This window comes from Enterococcus sp. DIV1089c, from assembly GCF_050530965.1.
Taxonomy (GTDB): Bacteria; Bacillota; Bacilli; order Lactobacillales; family Enterococcaceae; genus Enterococcus_B; species Enterococcus_B hirae.
Genome location: NZ_CP172888.1, coordinates 1,347,929 through 1,369,202 on the forward strand (window position 1 = coordinate 1,347,929; position 21,274 = coordinate 1,369,202).

The window sequence follows — 21,274 nt, forward strand, 5'->3', positions numbered from 1 at the left end:
ACGCTTTCTGCATGTTACCGGTAACAAGTTATTCACACATCAAAATGAATCCGAATTGTTGAATTTCAGCTTTCCCATCATTTAATAATTCACTATTTTGGCTTAAGATAATTTCATTTTTCTGATCAACCAAATAACCTGTAGAAGATTGATTAAAAATAGCATGGATCTTTTGGCCGTTCAATTCACGAGAAAAATGAATCACGTCTTGACTATCATCAATTAGCTCCCAGCAAATCGTACCTGTGATTAAAATTTCAGATAATCGTTTCCGAAGATAAATCAATTCTTTAATAAAACCGTATAATTCCGTATCTTGTTGCTCTTTCTCCCAGATCATACATTTACGACAATCAGGATCATCTTCTCCAGTCAATCCGATTTCCGTTCCGTAATAAATACAAGGTGCGCCTTTTTGTAAAAACATGAAAGTAAGTACAGCTTTCATCAACTCTTTATTTCCATTACACAAGGTTAGGATTCTCGCAGTATCGTGGGAATCTAATAAGTTAAATGTTCCTTCGTTTACTTGATCTTGGTACAGCATCTGCTGATGGTTCATGCCACTTGCCATTTGTGAAGCAGTGATTTTTCGTTTGACAAAATAGTCTTTGATTGAGTCTGTAAACGCATAGTTCATTACAGCATGGAACTCATCTCCTTGTAACCAAGCTTGGGATGAATGCCAGATTTCGCCTAAAATATAAATATCTGGTTTGATTGCAGTGACTTTTTCATGGAACAATTTCCAGAAATGATGATCGACTTCATTAGCGACATCTAAACGCCACCCATCAATATCAAATTCTTTCACCCAATAAGCAGCAATATCTAGTAAGTACGATTGAACCTCAGGATTTGCTGTGTTGAGTTTAGGCATGAAAGGTGTAAAAGCAAACGTATCATAAGATAAATTTGCTGCTGTTTCGGGTAAATCCGTCATTTGATAAGCATCCACAGGAAAAGAATGAATATGGAACCAATCTTTATAAATTGATTTTTCGCCATTTTTGATCACATCTTGCCATTGGGGCGAGTCACTACCAATATGATTGAAAACAGCATCTAACATGATGCGGATGCCCTTTTTATGCGCTTTTTCGATTAATTCTTTTAACAAGCGTTCGTCACCAAAGGCTGGATCAACTTTCAAATAGTCGATCGTATCGTATTTATGATTAGACATAGCTTGGAAAATCGGGCAAAAATAAATACCGTTGATTCCCAAATCAACTAAGTAATCGAGGTGATCAATCACACCCTGTAAATCACCGCCAAAAAAATCATCTCGGTCAGGTGCTTTACTTCCCCATGGTAGCGTATGAGCTGGATCGTTAGTTGAGTCGCCATTCGCAAATCGTTCAGGAAATATTTGGTACCAAATCGTTTCTTTTGCCCATTGCGGCACTTTGAAATGATCAATTTCATGAAAATAGGGTATCCGGAAATAGTAATTTGCTTCTGCTAAGTTTGCTAGTTCATATGCAAAAATCCCTTGATCCCCGTAAAAACATTCTGTGCCATCAATCCCTACGATATGAAACCCATATTGTAACCTTCTAGTCGAGCTTGTTTGTTCCACTTCCCAGTAATCATGAACTAAAGTACTCAGACTTTTTTTCATTGGTATTTCTTCCAGATACCATTTTTGTGAATCAATCGTATAAGGATCGCCACTAATAAGATAAACTTTTTTTACATCGTCTTTACAGGTACGTAAACGAATTCTGAAAGTATCAGGTGTATATAAAAAAGCATATTCACTTTCCGGTCGATGATAAATTGCTGCGGTGTTCATGTATTTCCTCCTTCATATTTAAGATTACGTGTTCACTATAAAAGAGTGAACAACAAAAGACAACGCTTTCATTTATGTTATCGGTAACAGAATTCTGTTTCCCATGATTATCTCATCAAAAGGAGAAGTTAGGTCAATGGCGACATTAGCTAAATTATCGGTATTGTAGAAAGCGTAATTTTATACTCGCTACTTGCTGATTCATATAAAAAAAGTTCAACAAAAAGAAAGAATCCAAAAGAGAAAGAGCTGCTTTTGGATTCTTTATGATTACTTGGTGTATCTCTCTACGACGACCACAGTGATTATATTATTTGTCAAACGTTTATTATTAAGAAAAAAGGAGTTCCTTTTTGTAGCAATAACGTTCGATTTTTTCTTGATCAAGGACTGCCCCATTGCCTTTTCCTAAGGGAACTGCAAGTTTCCCATCAGTGAGGCAAGCTTTATTTTTGATGATATCATCGTAGTAATAGCGATCTGATGCCGATATATCGCCAGGGAAAGTAAAATCATTTTGGCTGGCAAATTGTATATTTAAGCAACGTCCTACTCCTGATTCAAACATTCCACCTAGCCACACCGTCAAGTTATGTTCACGACAAAATGTTACGATGGATAATGCCTCAGCGATCCCACCCACTCTGGGGATTTTTAGATTAATCCCACGACAACTTCCCAAGGTATGAGCGGTTTTAACATCATTTAGTGTACGAATATTCTCATCTAAACAAATTGGTGTTTTTAATTGTTTCTGTAAATACGCATGCTCGATAAAATCCCGTTGATTAAAAGGCTGTTCAATCATCGCTAGGTTTAATCGATCCAATTCTAACAATATCGGTAGATCCTTTAATGTATAAGCAGAATTGGCATCTGCCATCAAAAGCAAGTGAGGAAATTCCTTTCGTAATAAGGTTAATGGTTCGATATCGTAACCTGGTTTGATTTTTAACTTCAACCGCGTATAGCCTTGAGAAACATACATTCGAGCTTGTTTTAACAATTTTGCAGAATCTGTGTGTATACCTAAACTAATCCCAACTGCTAATTCTGTTTTCATACTTTTGAAAATTTCTCGGAAACTGACATTCTTTCTTCTGGCATATAAATCCCAAATAGCAGTTTCCATGGCTGCTTTTGCCATAAAATTCCCTTGCACTTTCGTCAATCGTCGCTGAACTTCGAAAGGCTCTTTGATTGGAGACATACTAAGTAAAGGAATCAATTCATTTTTGATGATCAAGCGACTCATGTCGATCGTTTCTTCAATATAGTCCGCTTGTTGGAAAGAAACCAACTCTCCTACTCCTTGATTGCCTAATTCATCTTCGATTATCAATAAATCAAACGCTTTTTCAGTTAGAATTCCATAACTCGTTTCAAAAGGGGTAGTCAAAGGTAATTTAAGTTGTAATTGCTCGATTTTTCTAATTTGTATCACTTTTTTCTTTCTCCATTATCCATTGATTTACTAGGGAAACAAATTTCGTTGGCTGTTCTAGATGAATACAGTGTCCACTTTTGGGAACCAACGCCATGGAAAACAGACTATTTTCTTCAACCAATTTTTTTCCGATTTTTTGAAACTTATCATCATATTCTCCTGCTAAATAAAGGATCGGTCTTTGGATATTTCTAAGCGATGGCCAGTAATTCGTCTGTTGCCCAGCTCCCATGTACATCAAACTAAGCGCCAAACCAATTGGTTGTTGCATAAGTCTTCCTTGGCGAATCTTTCTTCTTGTCGAATCAGGTAGTTCTTTTTGACTTTCAAATAATGGAATCGATTCCCAATAATCCACAAAACCAGACAATGGTTCAGTCATGATCTTTTGCGCTAATAGAAGATCTTTTTTTTGACGTATGAGTCTTTCGCTTACAGAACTGATGCCTGGTGTACCACTTTCCATAATGATGCCTAAAATTCCTTTTGGTTGTTCAATCAGCCAAGTTAACGCGGTACGGGCCCCCATGGAATACCCCAACAAATAAAAGGCATCGATCTTTAATTGCAAAACCAATTGTGCTAAATCTTGAACAAGTAATGGAAGCTTATAGCGATAAGGATGAACATAAACATCCGTCTTACCATGCCCGATCAAATCGATTGCTAAAACATTTAAATCTTGAAAAGGCAAAGAAAAGCTCATGGAAGTTCCGGTAAATCCGTGTAAACAAATGATAGTAGGTCTCATTGGAGATGTTCGCTGTAACCAACGATAAGCATAATTAACACCATTAATTTTTATTTTTCCCTCACTCATTTCGATTACCGTATCCCTCAATCATGTGTTGCCAAAGCTCTGCTGGTGCTTTTTGTTCGCCAACGACTTCAATCAACGTCCAAGTTGAATTTTCTTTCTCTTCTCTATTGTCTTTACTGTCAATTCTTTCTCGACTTTCACAAACTATTTGTTCAAATTCAGTCAGCGATTTGGGCTTTTTATAAGCGCCGCAGTACAGATCTGCCACTTTCTCCAAGTCTAGATGTAAGGGTGTTGAAAACAAAGGATCAAAAAAGGAGTTGTCTAGTTCCCTTTGAGGAAGGAAAGAAAAGATACCTCCCCCGTTATTATTCAAAACGATCACAGTCACCGGCAGCTCAAGTTCTTTGATTATTTGTAATCCATTCATATCATGAAACAAAGCTAAGTCACCAATCAACAAAAACGTTTGCTGTTTCTTAGCCGCACAAATACCTGCAGCTGTTGAAATAATCCCGTCAATACCATTTACTCCCCGATTCCCATAGACTGAAAATCGTTGTTTTGAAAAACCAGCGTAGCGATCAATAAAACGAATAGCATTACTATTGGACAAGAAGAGTGTTTCGTCAAACTTTAACAATTGAAAAAGACGCTTACTGGCATTGCTTTCGTTATAGGCCTCTAAGGGTAAGGTTGTTTCTATCGTTTGTCGGGCAAGCTTTGCTCTTTCTTGCCAATAGGATAACCAGTTTCTATCTGCATGAGTATGAAATGCTTCATCGCTCATGTTCTTAACCATGCTACAAAACGTCAGTGGATCAATTGGTAAAACATAATTACTTTGATGTAACCAGTCTTTCCAAGATTCGCTTTCATCAATGATGACATAAGTCAGGTCTTTTGACTGCTTTAAATAAAGCATGAGGTTTTTGGCCAATGGCAAGTTACCAAACTGCCAAACGATTTCGGGTGTTTCTAAGCGTTGATCGGCAAAGATCAAATCAACATGAGAAATATAATTGTCGCTTTCTTTCCCGCAATTTCCTAAATTTGTAAGTGGATCACCAAGAATAGGCCATCCTACGATTTCAGCTAGTTCAATCATTTTCGTTGCCTGTTGTGTGGTCAATTCTTTTCCAACAATAATCAACCCTTTTTTGGTCAACCAAGAATCAAGTTCTGGTAACGAAAAGGAAGTTACTTTATTGATCGTTTCCCCTTTTCTTGAATAATGACGTGTAAATGATTGTGATAAATCCGGCAGTAAAGGTTCTCGAAAAGGTAGATTCACATGTACAGGTCCTTTAGGAATTTTTATTGCAGCAGCCGCACTCTCCCAACCCTGAAAAAACGCATATCTTTCAAAAGATTCTCCTTCTTCTGGCAAAGCCATTCCGATATACTTTTTGACATGGCTTCCATACAAATGTTGCTGATCCATCGTTTGTGGTGCTCCTACGCCTTGCGCCTCTGGTGGACGGTCAGCGGTCAACACAACGAGTGGAACATTTGACGCCTCAGCTTCACAAATGGCTGGATAATAATTTGCTGCAGCAGTTCCTGATGTGCAAATCAGACCAACAGGTTCCTTTTGTGCTTTTGCTAAACCAAGCGCAAAAAAAGCAGCCGAACGCTCGTCCACATTGATATAGCAATTGATTTCCGGGTCACGATAAGCCAATAAGGCCAGTGGTGTCGAGCGTGATCCTGGGCTAATGACCATTTCTTTTAATCCACTTTCTTTCAATCCATGGATAAATGCTAATAAATAAGCAGTCAGCTCTTTTGTGTTCGTCATTCTTTTACACCTCGAATCATCGGTTGAAATTTTAGAGCAGTTTCTAAGTATTCCGCTTCAGGCGTTGAATCTGGCACAATTCCACAGCCAGCATACAACTGGACCTCAGTATCACTCACTACTCCAGAACGAATACCAACTGCAAATTCACCAACATCCTCAGTTAAACTACACCAGCCAATTGGACCACCGTATAACCCTCGCCCAATAGGTTCTTTTTCCGCTATCCAATCAATGGCTGCCTGTTTAGGCACACCGCCTAAAGCTGGTGAAGGATGTAGTTGTCGTATGACTTCTAAAAATGAGAAACCGTCCTGACGGCTCCCTTTCAACGTCAAACAAAGATGTTGAATGTCTCGGTTTTTTAAAAGACTTTTTTCTGATACTGTTAGTTTCCCCTTAATAAATGAGTGCATCTGTTCTGTTAAACGTTCGACGACTAATTGGTGTTCTCCAATATTTTTAGAGTCTTTTAAAAGTTTTTCTCCCAATGTAACGTCTTCTCTTTCGTTTGAACTTCTAGCGATAGAGCCAGCAATGCTAGCGGTCAAGAAATGGGTATCAGTCGCCTGAAGCAAACGTTCAGGTGTTGCGCCAATAAACGCTTGACCTTTTGCTTCTAAAACAAAGAGATAGGTGTTTGGTTGTTGACTAATCAGATGAAGTAAGATTTTTTCAACAGAAAATTCTTTGCCAACTAATTGCATCTGTCTTGCTAAAACCACTTTTTTAAGTGCTGATTTTTTATTTGCTGTGACTTCGATCGTCTCTTCAACAGCTTTTAAGAAATGAGGAACAGCTACTTCAGTTTCTTTTAATATTTGACTTGGCGAAAAATCTGGGACACATCGCTCTTTCATTTCATTAATGAGTCTCATTTTTTCTTTAATAAACTCATCGAGTTTTTTTAAAGTTTTAAAATGATTCCTTGCGATTATTACAACGGTTAGTTGCTGATGATTTTGCTTGATTAATAGTTCGGGTAGAATAAAACAGCCCTCTGCCAATTCTCCCCAAATAGGCGCTTGTTTTTTGTTTTCAGCATCAAAAGGTAATCCTCCAAAAAGAATCGGAGTCTCTTTTTCAGGAACCAGAAACGAAAGTTTTTTAAAAAACTCTTGTTTAGCATTTATCAGGTCTTCGGCGGACCAGTTTCCACGCTTCTTTAAAAGATTACGCCCAAACCCCAAGAAACCGACATTTTTGTCTGGCGTTTGCCAAAAGAAACGTGTGCCTTTAAATTCACTCGCTTTTGCAAAGAGATTTGCTAACGGTTCATAAGGAATCTTAAAGCTATAACATACATAGTCAGCTTCAGGTACTTCCTGTAGATTTAGATTAAATAAGTTGGTAGTCAATATAGTTCACTCTTTCTTCTGTTAAAAAAAGTCGTTTTAATGGTTTTCCTGAGGCTGTTTTTGGTAGATCATGGATGACAAAAATTTCGTCAGGGTGTTTGTAGGAAGCAAGTGGCTCCATGAGATTGCAAATTTCATTAACGCTGACCTTATCTATTAATTTCAAATAAGCTACTGGGCGTTGCCCCCAGTTAGGGTCGGCTCTACCAATAACAATAGCCTCTGTAATTTTCTGACTTTTTAAAAAAATTGCTTCAATCTCAGCAGGGTAAATATTTTCTCCGCCAGAGATGATTCGCTCACTCATTCGACTAAGAATTTTTAGTTCACCAGTATCTGTTAAATAGCCCCAATCACCAGTACAAAACCAGCCCTCTTTCGTCCACGAATGTCGATCTCGTCCGTTGAGATATCCTTTAACGATCGACGGACCTTTCAAAAGAATTTCTCCAGATTCATTCGCTTGATCTGTCCCATCGATTTTAATTTGCACACCCATTAGCGGACGACCAACCGTGTCTTTAAACTTTGAATGCATATTGATTTTACCTGCGACAACTTGGGAACATGTTTCTGTCATGCCATAAGATAACATAACGGGTAGCTTCAACTGGCAACAGTCTTCAAGTAAGGTAGATTCAATCGGACCGCCACCTAATAAAACTTGCTTCAAAGAAGAAGGATAACCGTCTTCTGGTACAAACGGCAACAGATCTTTTAACATTTTCGTGACTAACGACAAATAAGCGGTTTTTTCGCTTAAAATCAGTTGGTTGACTTCTGATGGGTGAAATTTTTCACATAAATGAACGCTAATTCCTAAAACAAGGGAACGTAAAAGAATCGATAAACCACTGATATGGTACAACGGGACGCAACAAAGCCAATTCTCGCCAGACTCGATAGCCATACTTTTTTGTGTAGCTAGGCTACTTGCTTGATGGTTTGAAAAAGTTTGAGGTACTCCTTTTGGCTTTCCAGTAGTCCCAGATGTATACATGATCGAGGCTATTTGCTCCAATTGATAGCCGAAATCAATTGGTGGTTCATTAATTCTCCCGATTAGTTCCTTTTTTTCGGGAAAGAAATGATGGTTACATTTTCAAAGGAAAAATGTTCAGGATGTTCAGTGATCAATAGTCGTGTATTGGCATCTTTTAACTGATAAGCTAGTTCTTCACTGGTTAACCTTGTATTTAGAAATTGGATCTCCATTCCTAATTCCCATAGAGCTAAGATCGACTGATACATCATTGTCTGATTGTCGCTCAAAATGGCTACTCTTTTAATAGTTTTTTGTTGATTGCTTATAAAACGTTTGAAATAATAAGCAAGTTGCTGTACATAGTGATTCAATTCACTAAACGTTAGACAAACATCTTTCGTATAAAAGGCTGACTGATCTGGCTGTTTTAATGCTTGTCGTTGCAACCAACTATTTGGTTTTTGTTTAGGGAAATTTAGGAAATTGGTCAAAGTCAGGCTCTCTCTTTTCTTTGAATGCATCTCGTCCTTCTTGAGCTTCAGCCATTGTGTAGTACAGTAAAGTGGCATCCCCTGCTAATTGTTGGATTCCCGCGAGTCCGTCTGTATCTGCGTTCATTGCAGCCTTGATCATTCTTAATGCTAAAGGACTTTTCTTCAACATTTCTTCTGCCCACTCTATCGTTACGTCTTCAATTTCGGCTAAAGGTACCACTGTGTTGATCCAATTCATTGCTAAAGCTTCTGTTGCGGAATACTGTTTCGTCATAAACCAGACTTCTTTTGCTTTTTTATGACCGATCACTCGAGCTAGATAGCCTGATCCATAACCGCCGTCAAAACTTCCTACATTCGGACCTGTTTGTCCAAATTTCGCATTTTCAGCGGCAATTGTAATGTCACAAACAAGTTGTAAGACATTGCCTCCACCGATCGACCAACCTTTAACCATTGCAATCACAGGCTTTGGAATGACCCGAATCAAGCGTTGGAGATCTAGCACATTCAAGCGAGGGATTTGATCATCACCTACATACCCGCCATTTCCTCGAACTTTTTGATCTCCACCAGAACAAAATGCTTGATCTCCTGCTCCGGTTAAAATAATCACACCAATATCTTGCCGCTCTCGACAAATAGTAAAAGCTTCAATCATTTCAAACACTGTCTTTGGAGTGAATGCATTGTGTACTTGAGGTCGATTAATTGTTATTTTTGCTATTTTACCATGTTTTTCAAAAAGTATTTCTTCATAGTCTTTAATTGTTTGCCATTCTCTCATTTTATTCCTCCTCTAAGTTGAACATTCTTATTATACACAAAAGCCAAAGAAAACGTTTGTAATTTTATATTTTTTAAGAATTTCTGTTATACTATTCAAAAAACAAAAAAAGGAATGAAACCTAAAAATGAATTTAATCGAATATTTACAGATTGAGACAATGTCTATCTCAAAAGAACAGGTTGAATTGTTACTACCGATTTCTTACATCCATCTCCAACCTTTTGGCTTCCTTCATGGCGGAATCAACGGTATCTTGATTGAAACCGCTTGTAGTATTGGTGCTAACCAACATTTAAGCTCGCCACAATATGCGGTAGGTGTAGATTTACACGTCAACCACCTTAACAGCGCTCAAAATGGACAATTACGAGTGATCGCACGTCCGACTAAAATTGGACGCTCTATCCAATTTTGGGCAGCTGAAATTTATTTAGAAAAAGAAAACGAACCAACCCCTGCTCATCTTATTGCCAATGGTTCTTGCACACTAACTGTTCGTAACGAATCGACATGACGTTGCATTTATGTCCAACCTTTCATCCATTAAATTTCCATCTTTATTTGCTCTTTATCGAAATAAGGAAAAGTAAAAGACATCTTTCATTTTTATTTCAATCGATAAAAAATATTAATATTCACTATCTATAGCAACATAGTGAACTCATAGCTCCTCTATTTCTCGACCTGAAATGTTAGACTAACCTAACATTTTTTTAAAATAGTAGTTAACTTTAGGTGAATATTACGTTATAATGAAAAAAGCACTAAAAAATTAAAATACAATAATGAATGGATGTGAATGGATGAAGCAAATGAAAACGATGATTTGGACATACATAAAAATAATGTTTGCCTTAACCATTTTAGGCGTAGGTATCAATATGTTTTTAGGCCCCCACCATATCGCAGCAGGCGGTGTGAGTGGTTTAGGTATTCTCTTAGAATCGGCTTTAGGTTTTGATCGTGCAATGGTCATTTTAGTATTAAATATCATCATGTTGGTATTAGCTCTGGTATTTCTTGGAAAAAAACCTTTTTTCAAAGTGCTTTTTGGAAGTCTTGTCTTTCCGCTGATTATTGCGGTCGTCCCTGAAATGATGGTTACGTCGGATCGTTTACTTTCAGTGATCTTTGGTAGCGCGATCTTTGCTCTGGGTGTCGCTATTTTATACAAAAATAATTCTTCAAGTGGCGGAACAACTATTCCACCACTGATCTTCAAAAAGTACTTTCATTTGAATACTTCAATTGGTTTATTGGTAACAGATGCGTTTGTTGTATCACTTAATTTATTTATTTTTGGGTTTGAAGAATTTTTATATGCCATTCTTTCGATCGTCATTACCTCGATTGTAATGTCTTATATTGAAACAGGAATGAATCGTAAAAAATCGATAATGGTGATGAGCGAAACTTCTATCGAAGAAATCCGCCAACGTTTAAGTGCGGAAATTGGTCGTGGCTTAACTTTATTAGAAGCAAAAGGTGGCTACAACCGCAAATCTAAAGAAGTTTTATTGATCGTCGTAACAGACCAGGAGTTTTCAAGAGTCAAACCATTGATCGAAGAAATCGACCCTACTGCTTTTGTGATTGTCAGCAGTGTAGCTGAAGTAACTGGTAGTGGCTTCACTTACCATCCAATTGAGTAATAAGAAGCTTATTCATAAATACTTCCTCTACTATTTTTGTATTTCTTCTAAAAATTGATTCTGCTTAAATAATTTATCTAAAACGAGTGATGCCATAACGTGTAGTCGCTCGTTTTTTTTATGCCCATGCTGAAACGAATTAGTTGCCTTTCTCAATTAAGTTGTATACAATTTAATTGTACAAAATAAAATTTAAAGGAGTGTTTTTTATGAAAAAAATGTATTCTACAAAAATGATCAATACTGGTGGTCGTTCAGGTGAAGTTCATAGTCCAGATCATTCATTTGAACTTGCAATTGCGGCTCCTGGACGTCGTGTAGCCGATGCAACGAATCCTGAGCAATTATTTGCAGCAGGTTTCAGTGCTTGTTTCAATAGTGCGTTAGAATTGATCAAAAATCAAAAAAATATCTCTGGTGCTTCTACCATCAGTGCTCAAGTATCTTTGTATGCTGAAAATGAAATGAGTTTTGTTTTAGGCGTTGAAATTGAAGGTCATGTTGAAGGTCTTTCTTTAGAAGAAACACAAGAATTATTGGAAGCAGCTCATAAGGTTTGCCCATATTCTAAAGCAACTGCAGGTAATATTGAAGTGACATTGACTGCTGTTAACAGCTAGACATTTATTATAAAATCAGCTATGCTAACAAGGAACTACGAGAATCGAGGTGGAGAAAATGGAAGATTTATATTTAGAAAACCAGTTGTGCTTTCCTTTATATGCCACCTCTAAAGAAATCATTCGCTCGTACAACCCTTTGCTGAAGCCTTTAGATTTAACTTACACGCAATACCTGGTAATGCTTGTTTTATGGGAAAACCAACAAGTCACAATGAAAGAACTTGGTAGCTTACTTTGTTTAGATTCTGGAACCTTGACGCCCGTCATAAAAAAAATGGCTGACAAAGGCCTACTTCAAAGAAGAAGAGCAGATAAAGACGAGCGTATTACGATTCTATCACTGACTTCTAATGGAAAAGCTTTAGAAGAAAAAGCAAAAGATATTCCTGCTAAAATATTCGCGAGTCTTCCACTTGAACCGGATGAGCTTGTTCTTTTGCAAAAACTCAGCAAGAAAATGCTAACTAATTTTCGGGAAAAACACTAGGAACTAAACAGTCAAACTGCAGACATTGCTCATCAATGTCTGCAGTTTTTATTTTTTTCTTCCTAATTCCCTATTTCCGCTTTATAATCAAATATGTACGCTATGACTTAAATTACTTGGAGGTTGTTGATTTGTCTGTTTACCAACGCTTTTTGGCGAATGAAAAAATTCGTCGTATGACTGTTCTATTAATCATTATTGTAGTCCTTTTTCTTGTAAGAAGCATGATTACAACAATTTTACTAACTTTTATTTTTACGTATTTAATGATTCACTTAGTGCAAATTATCCAACGATTCATTAAGGTTCCAACCGGAGTATTAACCATTATTGTTTATGCTCTTGTGGTTTACCTAATCTATTTAGCATTTACAATTTATATCCCCGTCTTGGTACACCAAACATTTGACATGGTCAAATCAGTCATCAATTTCTATGAACATCAACCCAAAGACGCTGATCCGGTTTTACTTTATATCCATAATTACATTGAAAGAAATGATTTCTTTGAACAATTACAAAATGGTGCATCAATTGCTTTAGGCTATTTGCAAGACTTTGGTAAGATGGCTGTCGCCTTTACTATGTCTTTTATCTTAAGTTTCTTTTTTATGATCGAAAAGAAAAAAACAATCCTATTTTCCCGCTTATTCTTAAAAGGCGAATTTTCTTGGTTCTTCCAAGACATTTATTACTTTGCTGATAAATTTGTCAATACCTTTGGATTAGTATTAGAGGCACAGTTCATTATTGCTTTATTAAACACGATCCTCACAACGATTGCTTTAGCTGCTTTTGGTTTCCATCAGTTGCTTAGTTTAGCAATTATGATCTTTATTTTAAGTTTGATCCCAGTTGCTGGTGTCATTATCTCTTGTGTGCCCTTATCCTTTATTGCGTATTCTCAAGGTGGCATAAAAGATGTGGTTTACATCTTATTAACGATTTTAATCGTCCATTTACTTGAATCTTATGTTTTGAATCCAAAATTGATGTCTAGTAAAACAGAATTACCGATTTTCTATACCTTTATTGTATTATTGATCAGCGAACGCTTTTTAGGAGTATGGGGTTTGATTGTTGGTATTCCAATTTTTACATTCTTATTAGATATATTAAAAGTGAAAGAAATTCCCAACCATCCCCTCAAAGAGTGACTTTCTTTGAATCAGAACCTGTAAAATTTACTTCAGTTTAATTGTCATAAAAATTTTGTGACGTCTCTAGCTCTGAGAAATAAGTCGAAGAATCCCTTCTAGTTAGGGCATTCTTCGGCTTATTTTCCGCTAAAATTTTCTAGAACACCGCACACTTGTCTTGTTAATCCTTACAAAGTAAATCCATCTTAGAAAAGATCTTTTTTATAACAGGAGTTTTTTTAATCACAAATCAGTTTTTCTGGTAAAAAATTAAAATTGGTATTATCATTAATTTATATTAATAAAAGGAGGAGATGTATCATGTGTACATCCATTGTTTATGCAACTAAAGATCATTATTTTGGACGAAACTTAGATTTAGAGATTTCTTATGGACAAGTAGTGACAATTACGCCTAGAAACTATCCTTTTAAATTTCGTCGAACGGATCCTCTACCCTCTCACTATGCGTTAATTGGTATGGCTGCAGTTGTTGATAATTATCCGTTATATTTTGAAGCAACAAATGAAAAAGGACTTAGCATGGCAGGTTTGAATTTCCCTGAAAATGCTCATTACTTTGAAGAAGACTCTGGTAAAACCAATATCTCACCATTCGAATTTATCCCTTGGTTATTAGGAAAATGCGCAACAATCGATGAGGCAAAAAAATTACTTGCTGAGATCAACTTAGTAAATATCAATTTTAGTGAAGAACTTCCACTTTCTCCTCTTCACTGGATGCTTGCTGACCAAAATGAAGCTCTCGTGATCGAATCAACCATTGATGGTTTGAAAATTTACAATAATCCAGTCGGTGTATTAACAAATAATCCACCTTTTGATTATCAATTGTTTAATTTAAATAACTACCGTCATGTTTCTCCTACTGTATCTTCCAATCATTTTGCGAAAAATCTAGAGTTGGATGTGTATAGTCGTGGAATGGGTGGATTAGGCTTACCAGGCGATTTATCATCTGCTTCTCGTTTCGTAAAAGCTTCCTTTACAAAATGGCAATCAGTCTCAGGAGATTCAGAGATGGAGAGCGTGAACCAATTTTTCCATATATTAACATCCGTGGAACAACAAAAAGGATTGTGTGATGTAGGAAATGGGAAATTTGAATATACGATCTATTCGTCTTGTTGTAACATGGACAAAGGGATCTATTACTATACTACTTACAACAATCACCAAATCACCGCAGTTGAAATGCATAAAGAAAATCTCGAAGGCACTGAATTGATTACTTATCCAGTGGTTGATCAAGAACAAATACATTATTTAAACAAATAAAAAATAAGTGATTTAATACTTATGGTTCATCACTTATTTTTCTAGTAATTTTCTATTTTATAAAGAAGAGAATGAGGATGTGCTCCTCATTCTCTTCTTTTAATAATAATGTTATTTGTTTGCTTTAACTTTGTTTTTCACTATTTCGTAACTTCCTCACTCCGAAAATAGAGAAAATGATAAGTGTAAACCCAAGATACATAAAACTTGGTGTTGCTTTATCTGCTGTTTTTGGTAATTGACCACTTATACCATTACCAAGAGATTTTTCATTATCTGAGAAATTATCATTATTTATTTCATAATTGTTTTCATTTTTAGGCGTTAAACTACCTGATAAAGACATCTGATGCGATTTTTCTTTGATCATATCTGGCAAAATTACTTGATTTTTCGTATTAACGTCAATTAAAGATTCCCCCACAGTTGGAAATTCTTCTTTCTTAGGTATCTCGATTTCCACTTGAGGTTTTTTCATTTCATCTGGCGTTGGATCAGTCGGTTCAACTGGATCTGGTTTTTCTTCTGGCGTTGGATCAGTCGGTTCGACTGGATCTGGTTTTTCCTCCGGTGTTGGATCAGTCGGTTCGACTGGATCTGGCTTTTCTTCTGGCGTTGGACCAGTCGGTTCAACTGGATCTGGTTTTTCCTCCGGTGTTGGATCAGTCGGTTCGACTGGATCTGGCTTTTCTTCTGGCGTTGGATCAGTCGGTTCAACTGGATCTGGCTTTTCTTCTGGCGTTGGATCAGTCGGTTCAACTGGATCTGGTTTTTCCTCCGGTGTTGGATCAGTTGGTTCAATTTCTGGTAATTCGGTAAAATTATCCTCATCAACATTAAGCATTTCTTCAACTGTCTGACGTTGACTATAAGGCGTAAGATGCTGATTATCTGTCGGACTGCCATCAGCTACTTTGATCGTAAATAATGCTGGCTTTGTTAAATGTTGATTTAATGTTACAGTAAAGGTAAAACTAGCCTTATGTCCATTAATCTGAAGCGTAGTTGGATCGTACCCAATCGTCAATGCTGGATCAACATTCTCAAATACTACATTGGATTGTGAGATTGGTTGTCTATCGCCTGAATAGCTGACACTGGCTTTGACTGGTACCGTTTTTCCCACCGGAAATTTCATGATTCCTGAATTTGTTGTGGAAAATTCATCCTGTAGTGTGATACAATTCACGTTTGCCCACCCAGGCTCTTTCGTTTTAGTAACGATTGGGTGGTGCTCTTCGATCTTTACTTGTTGCGTTGCTTCGGCAGTTACCGATAGGCCTGTCAAAGCAACAGTAGCCATTATAAGTTTTAAGTGATTCATTTTTACATCTCCCCCGTTTCAAACACTTTTAGCTTGCAATACATAAGATAATACAAACGGCTAAAATATTATTACTGTTTTTTTGTTCAAAATAGCTAATTTTTTAGTAAAATGCTGGATGGAAAATCAAATGGAGGAATAACATGCAAACACAAGAAGCAATCAAAAAGTATCTTTTAAATAAAAAAAGTGTTACCAAGCTCAATATTTTTCTTTTTCTTGCAGAACACCCATTCTTCATTACCACTCACTACCTCGCTGATTATTTTGAGATGTCTGATTCTAATTTTTTGCTTTATCTCCAAGAATTAGAACAGGATTTTATGACACTTGATTTAGAAGATGTTTCTTTGATCAGGCAAAAGAAATTTGTCCAGTTAGATTTAAAGAATACAGATAGTGCAAAATGTTATTATGAATTATTTGGTAAATACTGTTTAGAATCGACAAATTTTAAAATTTTAACAGCCCTGTTAGAACCAACTGGTCATTCAATTGTTAGCATTAGTCAAACAACAAATTACAGCTCCTCTTATCTTTATTCCAAAATGAAAGCTGTCAATCAGTTCCTTAAATTGTATGGGATTGCATTTAAATTTACAGCTAAAGGAAAAAAAATCGTAGCAGGAACGGAAGTACAGATCCAGTATTGTTTTTTAGATGTTTATTGGAATATTTTTTCAAATACTTCTGTCCCCTATGGCATGGAAACCCCACAATCTATTACGTATGAACTAACAACTTATTTTAAACAAGAATTACTTGATGCCCTAAGTGGAGGGATGAAAGAGAAATTATTTTTACTATTAAAAATCTGTGTAGAGAACTTTCCAGTTACATCGTTGAAGAATGTCCAAAGAGAGTTTAAAGAATATGACTATATTGAATACTTGGTTACTCCAAAATTTGATTTGCTTAACGATCATTTATCTATTTGTCATGAACAGCGGGTTTTAATCAACCTGTTAGCAAGATTAGCGATTTCAAAACTAGAAAGTGACGAGCTTAGCTTTCAACATTACCAAATGTTACTAGAAGCTAATGTTCCTTACATCGTTTACTCTAAAAAGCTAGTGGAGTCTTTTAGCCGACACTTTCATTTAAAAGTACCAGTCAACCAACAAAAACTTTATGCCTTGAACTTTGCTCGAAATAAACTTTTCAGTACTTTTTTGAATCCTGATCAACCCAATACTCCTTTACCTACCTATACTTTATATGAAGGAAAAGAAAATTTTGAAAACTTACAAAATGAGATCAAACAATTCTACGTCACTTTTAGACAAAAAATCAGTAAAGAGCTGCCAGATCTATTGATCAAAGAAAATATGCAATGGATCGTTGAAGACTTACTTCATTTGTATGATCGCTTTAAACCTCAACATTCGATCGTTATAGGTATCAATTACACCAAGGATTTTTATGTGAGTAAAGATTTGATGGTCAAAATCGAGCAGATCTTTTCTTCCGAGTCGATCATCATCCAAAAAAATTATATGGAAGAATGTGATATCATCGTCAGTGACTGTCCCTTAGAGCATCTGCCGTCACATATCAAAAAAATCTATTTATTGGACAATTATGTGACACCGCAAGAATGGAAAAAAGTAATTACTCAAATTGCTGGATATATCTTTGAATTAAAACAAGAAAATGATTATACATCTTGCACACCATTTTCTAATAAATGATCCAATGCAGCCGTTCATGGAAAAATAGTCGATGAATCCTACTAAACAAAGGAAGCAGCCACTATTCCCATGTACGGCTTTTTCTATTGCACCTATAAATAACCTCCTATTTTTACGAGACATTCTTAAAATAACCAAAAAAACTTTGACTTTGCAACCGTTATTAAATTATATTAATTATAAATAAAGCAAAATAAATTGGAGGTTTTCATATGTCATTGATTGGAAAAAAAGTTGGAGAATTTACCGCACAAGCTTATAAAAACGGAGAATTTATCGATATCAGCGATGCTAATCTTACTGGTAATTGGAGTATTATTTGCTTTTATCCAGCAGATTTCACTTTCGTATGTCCGACAGAATTAGAGGATTTACAGGAACAATACGATGAATTAAAATCACTAGGCGTCCAAGTCTTTTCTTGTTCAACGGATACCCACTTTACACATAAAGCATGGCATGACTCATCTGAAGCTATCGGAAAAATAGAATATGCCATGATTGGCGACCCTTCTCACCACATTTCTCGTCTATTTGATGTATTGAATGAAGAAAGTGGACTTGCACAAAGAGGAACTTTTATCATAGATCCAGATGGTATCGTACAAGCAATGGAAATCAATGCTGATGGTATTGGACGTGACGCAAGTGCCTTGATTGACAAAATCAAAGCCGCACAATACGTACGTACGCATCCTGGTGAAGTTTGTCCAGCGAAATGGAAAGAAAGTGGTGAAACACTAAAACCTAGTTTCGATCTTGTTGGAAAGATTTAGAGGATGAGCCGATGTTAGATAAGGAAACGAAACAAAATTTAGCTCAATATCTTGATTTAATGGAAGCACCAGTTGTTTTTTCAGTTAGTACAGATGACACAGCCAATTCCCAACAACTATTCGAGTTTGTGAACGAAGTGGCAGATATGACTGATAAAATTACGGTTGAACAAAAGACGTTGCCACGTACCCCTAGCTTTGAAATCAATTCTTTACAAAAGACTAGCGGAATCACTTTCGCAGGTATTCCTTTAGGCCACGAGTTTGCATCTTTCCTCCTTGCTTTATTACAAGTAAGTGGACGACCACCTAAAATAGCTGATACTTTGATTCAATCCATTTTAGAAATTAATCAACCTCTACATTTTGAGAGCTATGTCAGTTTAACTTGTCACAACTGCCCTGATGTTGTTCAAGCGTTAAATATTTTAGCGGTTTTGAATCCGTTGATCACCCATACGATGATCGAAGGTGGGATGTATCAGCATGAAATCACTGAAAAACAAATCATGGCCGTGCCAACCGTTTATTTAAACGAAAAAGAATTTGCTAGTGGACGAATGACGATTGAACAAATTTTAGGAAAAATAGCTGGCCCGAATCTAATTGAACAAAAGGAAATCAATACAAAAGAATTATTTGACGTTCTAGTTATCGGTGGCGGTCCAGCAGCAAGCAGCGCAGCGATTTACGCAGTTAGAAAAGGCCTCCGTACTGGACTCGTAACTGATACACTTGGCGGTCAAGTCGTAGAAACGTTAGGCATCGAAAATCTAATCGGTACACCTTACACAGAAGGTCCACGATTGATGAAACAAGTCGAAGAACATTTACGGTCTTATCCTGTTGATGTTATGACAAATCAACAAGTTGTGTCACTAAACAAAGGAGCAGATCTCTTTGAAATCAATTTAAAAAGCGGCAATCAGCTGAAATCAAAAACAACGATTGTTGCAACAGGAGCTCATTGGCGTTCAATCAATGTTCCTGGTGAAAAAGAATTTAAAAACAAAGGAATTGCCTATTGTCCTCATTGCGATGGTCCCCTCTTTGCCGGAAAAGAAATCGCAGTGATTGGTGGCGGAAATTCAGGGATTGAAGCTGCCATTGATTTAGCTGGGTTGGCGAAACATGTATATATTTTAGAGTTTCTTCCGACACTTAAAGCTGACCAAGTATTACAAGATAAACTAGCTACTTTAACAAATGTCACTGTCATTCTAAATGCCCAGACGAAAGACATCAGTGGTCAGACAAAGGTTGATTCGTTGAGTTATATCGACCGTTCCACCCAGGAAGAACACACAATAACTGTTTCAGGTGTGTTTATTCTGATTGGTTTGGTTCCTAATACGGATTGGTTAGTTGGAACACTTGAGTTAAATGATCGAGGAGAAATCATCACTGATGCCCATGGTGCTACCAGTGAAGCAGGACTTTACGCTGCTGGTGATTGCACAGATAGTGCTTATAAACAGATCATTATTGCTATGGGATCAGGAGCTACAGCAGCCCTTGGTGCATTTGACTATTTGATGAGAAAAGAATAACTTTGCTACAAATCTCAAAAGGTTAAGACAAGTTTATTCATCAACTTGCCTTAGCCTTTTATTTATTCTTTTTTTACAATTGCGATAAGTACACATTTATTGAACAAACGAATATAATAAAAGAAAACTTATCGTAGGAGGTGCTATCATGAATCAACGAATTTTCACCATGAGTTTCTCAAGTGTCTACCCTCTCTATGTAAAAAAAGCTGAGAAAAAAGGACACTCTCGGTCAGAAGTGGATGAAATCATCCGCTGGTTGACTGGTTATACCGAAGAAGAATTACAAAAACAACTGAAAAATGAAGTAACGTTCCAAGTCTTCTTTGAACAAGCACCCAAACTGAATCCAAACAGACAGTTGATAACTGGGGTGATTTGTGGTGTGCGAGTGGAAACGATCAAAGACCCACTGATGCAGGAAATACGTTATTTAGATAAGCTAATTGATGAACTTGCAAAAGGCAAGAAAATGGATAAAATATTAAGAAGCTAAATAAAAAAACAGGTTTTTGTTTGGTAGAATAACCGTTTACCGTTACAATAGAATAAAAGGAGGTTATGTTATGTTTGAAATGATACGAACGAATTTTCAGCGTTACGCATTGCTAAGGTCAGCCATTTACATCATTGCCGGACTTGCAATTGTGATCAATCCGACAGCTGTATTCCATTTTATTGGCTACCTCATTACAGCGTATTTTGTTTTATTAGGAGTTTTGAATCTTTTAGAAGCAAATAAAAACCGAAAACAAACGGGTGCATGGGGATTTGGTTTAATTAGCGGGATTGCCTTTTTTATTCTCGCACTAATCGTGTGGGTCTTTGCAGCAGCAATCGTCTCGCTCTTACCAGTTATCTTAGGTTTAGTTATTATCCTAAAAAGTCTCTTTCAATTATTCGTTGGACTTAACACCCGTTCGAAAGGTTGGAGTGCTTATAGTATTCTCTTATTGATTGGTGGTTTGATTTTATTATTCAATCCATTCAAAAGCGTTATGATACTCTTCCAATTATTTGGTGGGCTATTAATTTTCATGGGTATCTCAGAAATCATTAGCTATTTTAAAGTGAACAAGAGATATTCGTAAGTAAATAAGAGGTTGCATGACTATTAGTTTACCTAGAAGATGGAAGAAGTTGCTTTTTCCAAATATCTTTCGTTTCTAGGGGTAAACTTTCTGATTGCTCCCTCTTTTTATTTGCTTTAAAATTTTTCATTTTCCGAGTCTCTGATTGCTGATTTCTTATGCAATCTCTTTTTACCACAAATAAAATAATTAATGTTATTATATATTTG

20 protein-coding genes are annotated in these 21,274 nt (G+C 36.4%); 11 read left to right on the forward strand and 9 right to left on the reverse strand.

The annotated features are described in order from the left end of the window. Positions 1-28: 28 nt before the first annotated feature. The 8 genes from IGL30_RS06365 to menB form a co-directional block, all read right to left on the reverse strand. Positions 29-1,798, reverse strand: a complete 1,770-nt coding sequence (locus IGL30_RS06365) for a glycoside hydrolase family 13 protein (protein WP_123874763.1) — start codon at positions 1,796-1,798, stop codon at positions 29-31. Positions 1,799-2,129: 331 nt separating this feature from the next. After that, positions 2,130-3,239 carry an o-succinylbenzoate synthase gene (menC, locus tag IGL30_RS06370; RefSeq protein WP_249509768.1) on the reverse strand — a complete coding sequence of 370 codons (1,110 nt, stop codon included), beginning with the start codon at positions 3,237-3,239 and terminating at the stop codon, positions 2,130-2,132. Then, on the reverse strand, positions 3,229-4,086 hold the full coding sequence (menH, locus tag IGL30_RS06375; RefSeq protein WP_409541768.1) for a 2-succinyl-6-hydroxy-2,4-cyclohexadiene-1-carboxylate synthase: 858 nt from the start codon (positions 4,084-4,086) through the stop codon (positions 3,229-3,231). The genes menC and menH overlap by 11 nt, the downstream gene beginning before the upstream one ends. Further along, the gene (gene menD / locus IGL30_RS06380; RefSeq protein ID WP_088745337.1) at positions 4,058-5,806 is read right to left on the reverse strand and encodes a 2-succinyl-5-enolpyruvyl-6-hydroxy-3-cyclohexene-1-carboxylic-acid synthase; all 1,749 of its coding nucleotides are present in this window, start codon (positions 5,804-5,806) and stop codon (positions 4,058-4,060) included. Before menD ends, menH begins: the two co-directional genes overlap by 29 nt. Further along, positions 5,803-7,164: an isochorismate synthase gene (locus IGL30_RS06385; protein ID WP_123874762.1), complete on the reverse strand. Its 1,362-nt coding sequence runs from the start codon at positions 7,162-7,164 to the stop codon at positions 5,803-5,805. Before IGL30_RS06385 ends, menD begins: the two co-directional genes overlap by 4 nt. Beyond that, positions 7,145-8,164, reverse strand: coding sequence for an o-succinylbenzoate--CoA ligase (menE, locus tag IGL30_RS06390; RefSeq protein ID WP_430618094.1), 1,020 nt, complete (start codon positions 8,162-8,164; stop codon positions 7,145-7,147). The genes IGL30_RS06385 and menE overlap by 20 nt, the downstream gene beginning before the upstream one ends. Positions 8,165-8,226: 62 nt before the next feature. Then, positions 8,227-8,640 carry an AMP-binding protein gene (locus IGL30_RS06395; RefSeq protein ID WP_430618095.1) on the reverse strand — a complete coding sequence of 138 codons (414 nt, stop codon included), beginning with the start codon at positions 8,638-8,640 and terminating at the stop codon, positions 8,227-8,229. Then, positions 8,615-9,430, reverse strand: coding sequence for a 1,4-dihydroxy-2-naphthoyl-CoA synthase (gene menB / locus IGL30_RS06400; RefSeq protein WP_010719121.1), 816 nt, complete (start codon positions 9,428-9,430; stop codon positions 8,615-8,617). Before menB ends, IGL30_RS06395 begins: the two co-directional genes overlap by 26 nt. A gap of 127 nt (positions 9,431-9,557) precedes the next feature. Here menB and IGL30_RS06405 point away from each other — a divergent pair, with 127 nt between their 5' ends. The 6 genes from IGL30_RS06405 to bsh all read left to right on the forward strand — a co-directional run bounded on the left by IGL30_RS06405 (position 9,558) and on the right by bsh (position 14,633). Next, a complete protein-coding gene (locus tag IGL30_RS06405; RefSeq protein ID WP_123874760.1) occupies positions 9,558-9,947 on the forward strand; it encodes a PaaI family thioesterase in 390 nt (129 codons plus the stop codon). A 289-nt stretch (positions 9,948-10,236) separates the two neighbouring features. Next, positions 10,237-11,085 carry a YitT family protein gene (locus IGL30_RS06410; RefSeq protein WP_010719119.1) on the forward strand — a complete coding sequence of 283 codons (849 nt, stop codon included), beginning with the start codon at positions 10,237-10,239 and terminating at the stop codon, positions 11,083-11,085. A gap of 209 nt (positions 11,086-11,294) precedes the next feature. After that, complete coding sequence (locus IGL30_RS06415) at positions 11,295-11,705, forward strand: organic hydroperoxide resistance protein (protein WP_010719118.1); 411 nt, start codon at positions 11,295-11,297, stop codon at positions 11,703-11,705. Between the two features lie 58 nt (positions 11,706-11,763). Next, positions 11,764-12,195, forward strand: a complete 432-nt coding sequence (locus tag IGL30_RS06420; RefSeq protein ID WP_088745335.1) for a MarR family winged helix-turn-helix transcriptional regulator — start codon at positions 11,764-11,766, stop codon at positions 12,193-12,195. A gap of 131 nt (positions 12,196-12,326) precedes the next feature. Then, on the forward strand, positions 12,327-13,352 hold the full coding sequence (locus tag IGL30_RS06425; protein WP_010737621.1) for an AI-2E family transporter: 1,026 nt from the start codon (positions 12,327-12,329) through the stop codon (positions 13,350-13,352). Between the two features lie 303 nt (positions 13,353-13,655). Further along, complete coding sequence (bsh, locus tag IGL30_RS06430) at positions 13,656-14,633, forward strand: choloylglycine hydrolase (protein WP_088745334.1); 978 nt, start codon at positions 13,656-13,658, stop codon at positions 14,631-14,633. Between the two features lie 124 nt (positions 14,634-14,757). Here bsh and IGL30_RS06435 read toward each other — a convergent pair whose 3' ends face one another. Continuing rightward, the gene (locus tag IGL30_RS06435) at positions 14,758-15,957 is read right to left on the reverse strand and encodes an LPXTG cell wall anchor domain-containing protein (RefSeq protein ID WP_240210623.1); all 1,200 of its coding nucleotides are present in this window, start codon (positions 15,955-15,957) and stop codon (positions 14,758-14,760) included. A 143-nt stretch (positions 15,958-16,100) separates the two neighbouring features. On the opposite strand from IGL30_RS06435, the gene IGL30_RS06440 reads away from it, so the two are divergent. From IGL30_RS06440 to IGL30_RS06460, 5 genes are all read left to right on the forward strand, one after another. Beyond that, positions 16,101-17,648 (forward strand): helix-turn-helix domain-containing protein, encoded by a 1,548-nt coding sequence (locus tag IGL30_RS06440; RefSeq protein ID WP_088745332.1) that lies wholly within the window; start codon positions 16,101-16,103, stop codon positions 17,646-17,648. 212 nt (positions 17,649-17,860) lie between these two features. Further along, the gene (gene ahpC / locus IGL30_RS06445) at positions 17,861-18,424 is read left to right on the forward strand and encodes an alkyl hydroperoxide reductase subunit C (RefSeq protein WP_010737626.1); all 564 of its coding nucleotides are present in this window, start codon (positions 17,861-17,863) and stop codon (positions 18,422-18,424) included. A gap of 11 nt (positions 18,425-18,435) precedes the next feature. Continuing rightward, the gene (ahpF, locus tag IGL30_RS06450; RefSeq protein ID WP_088745331.1) at positions 18,436-19,974 is read left to right on the forward strand and encodes an alkyl hydroperoxide reductase subunit F; all 1,539 of its coding nucleotides are present in this window, start codon (positions 18,436-18,438) and stop codon (positions 19,972-19,974) included. Between the two features lie 148 nt (positions 19,975-20,122). Then, entirely contained in the window at positions 20,123-20,470 is a 348-nt protein-coding gene (locus tag IGL30_RS06455; RefSeq protein ID WP_010737628.1) for a DUF2200 domain-containing protein, read from the forward strand. Between the two features lie 70 nt (positions 20,471-20,540). After that, a complete protein-coding gene (locus IGL30_RS06460) occupies positions 20,541-21,065 on the forward strand; it encodes a DUF308 domain-containing protein (RefSeq protein WP_010737629.1) in 525 nt (174 codons plus the stop codon). The last annotated feature ends 209 nt before the right edge of the window (positions 21,066-21,274 follow it).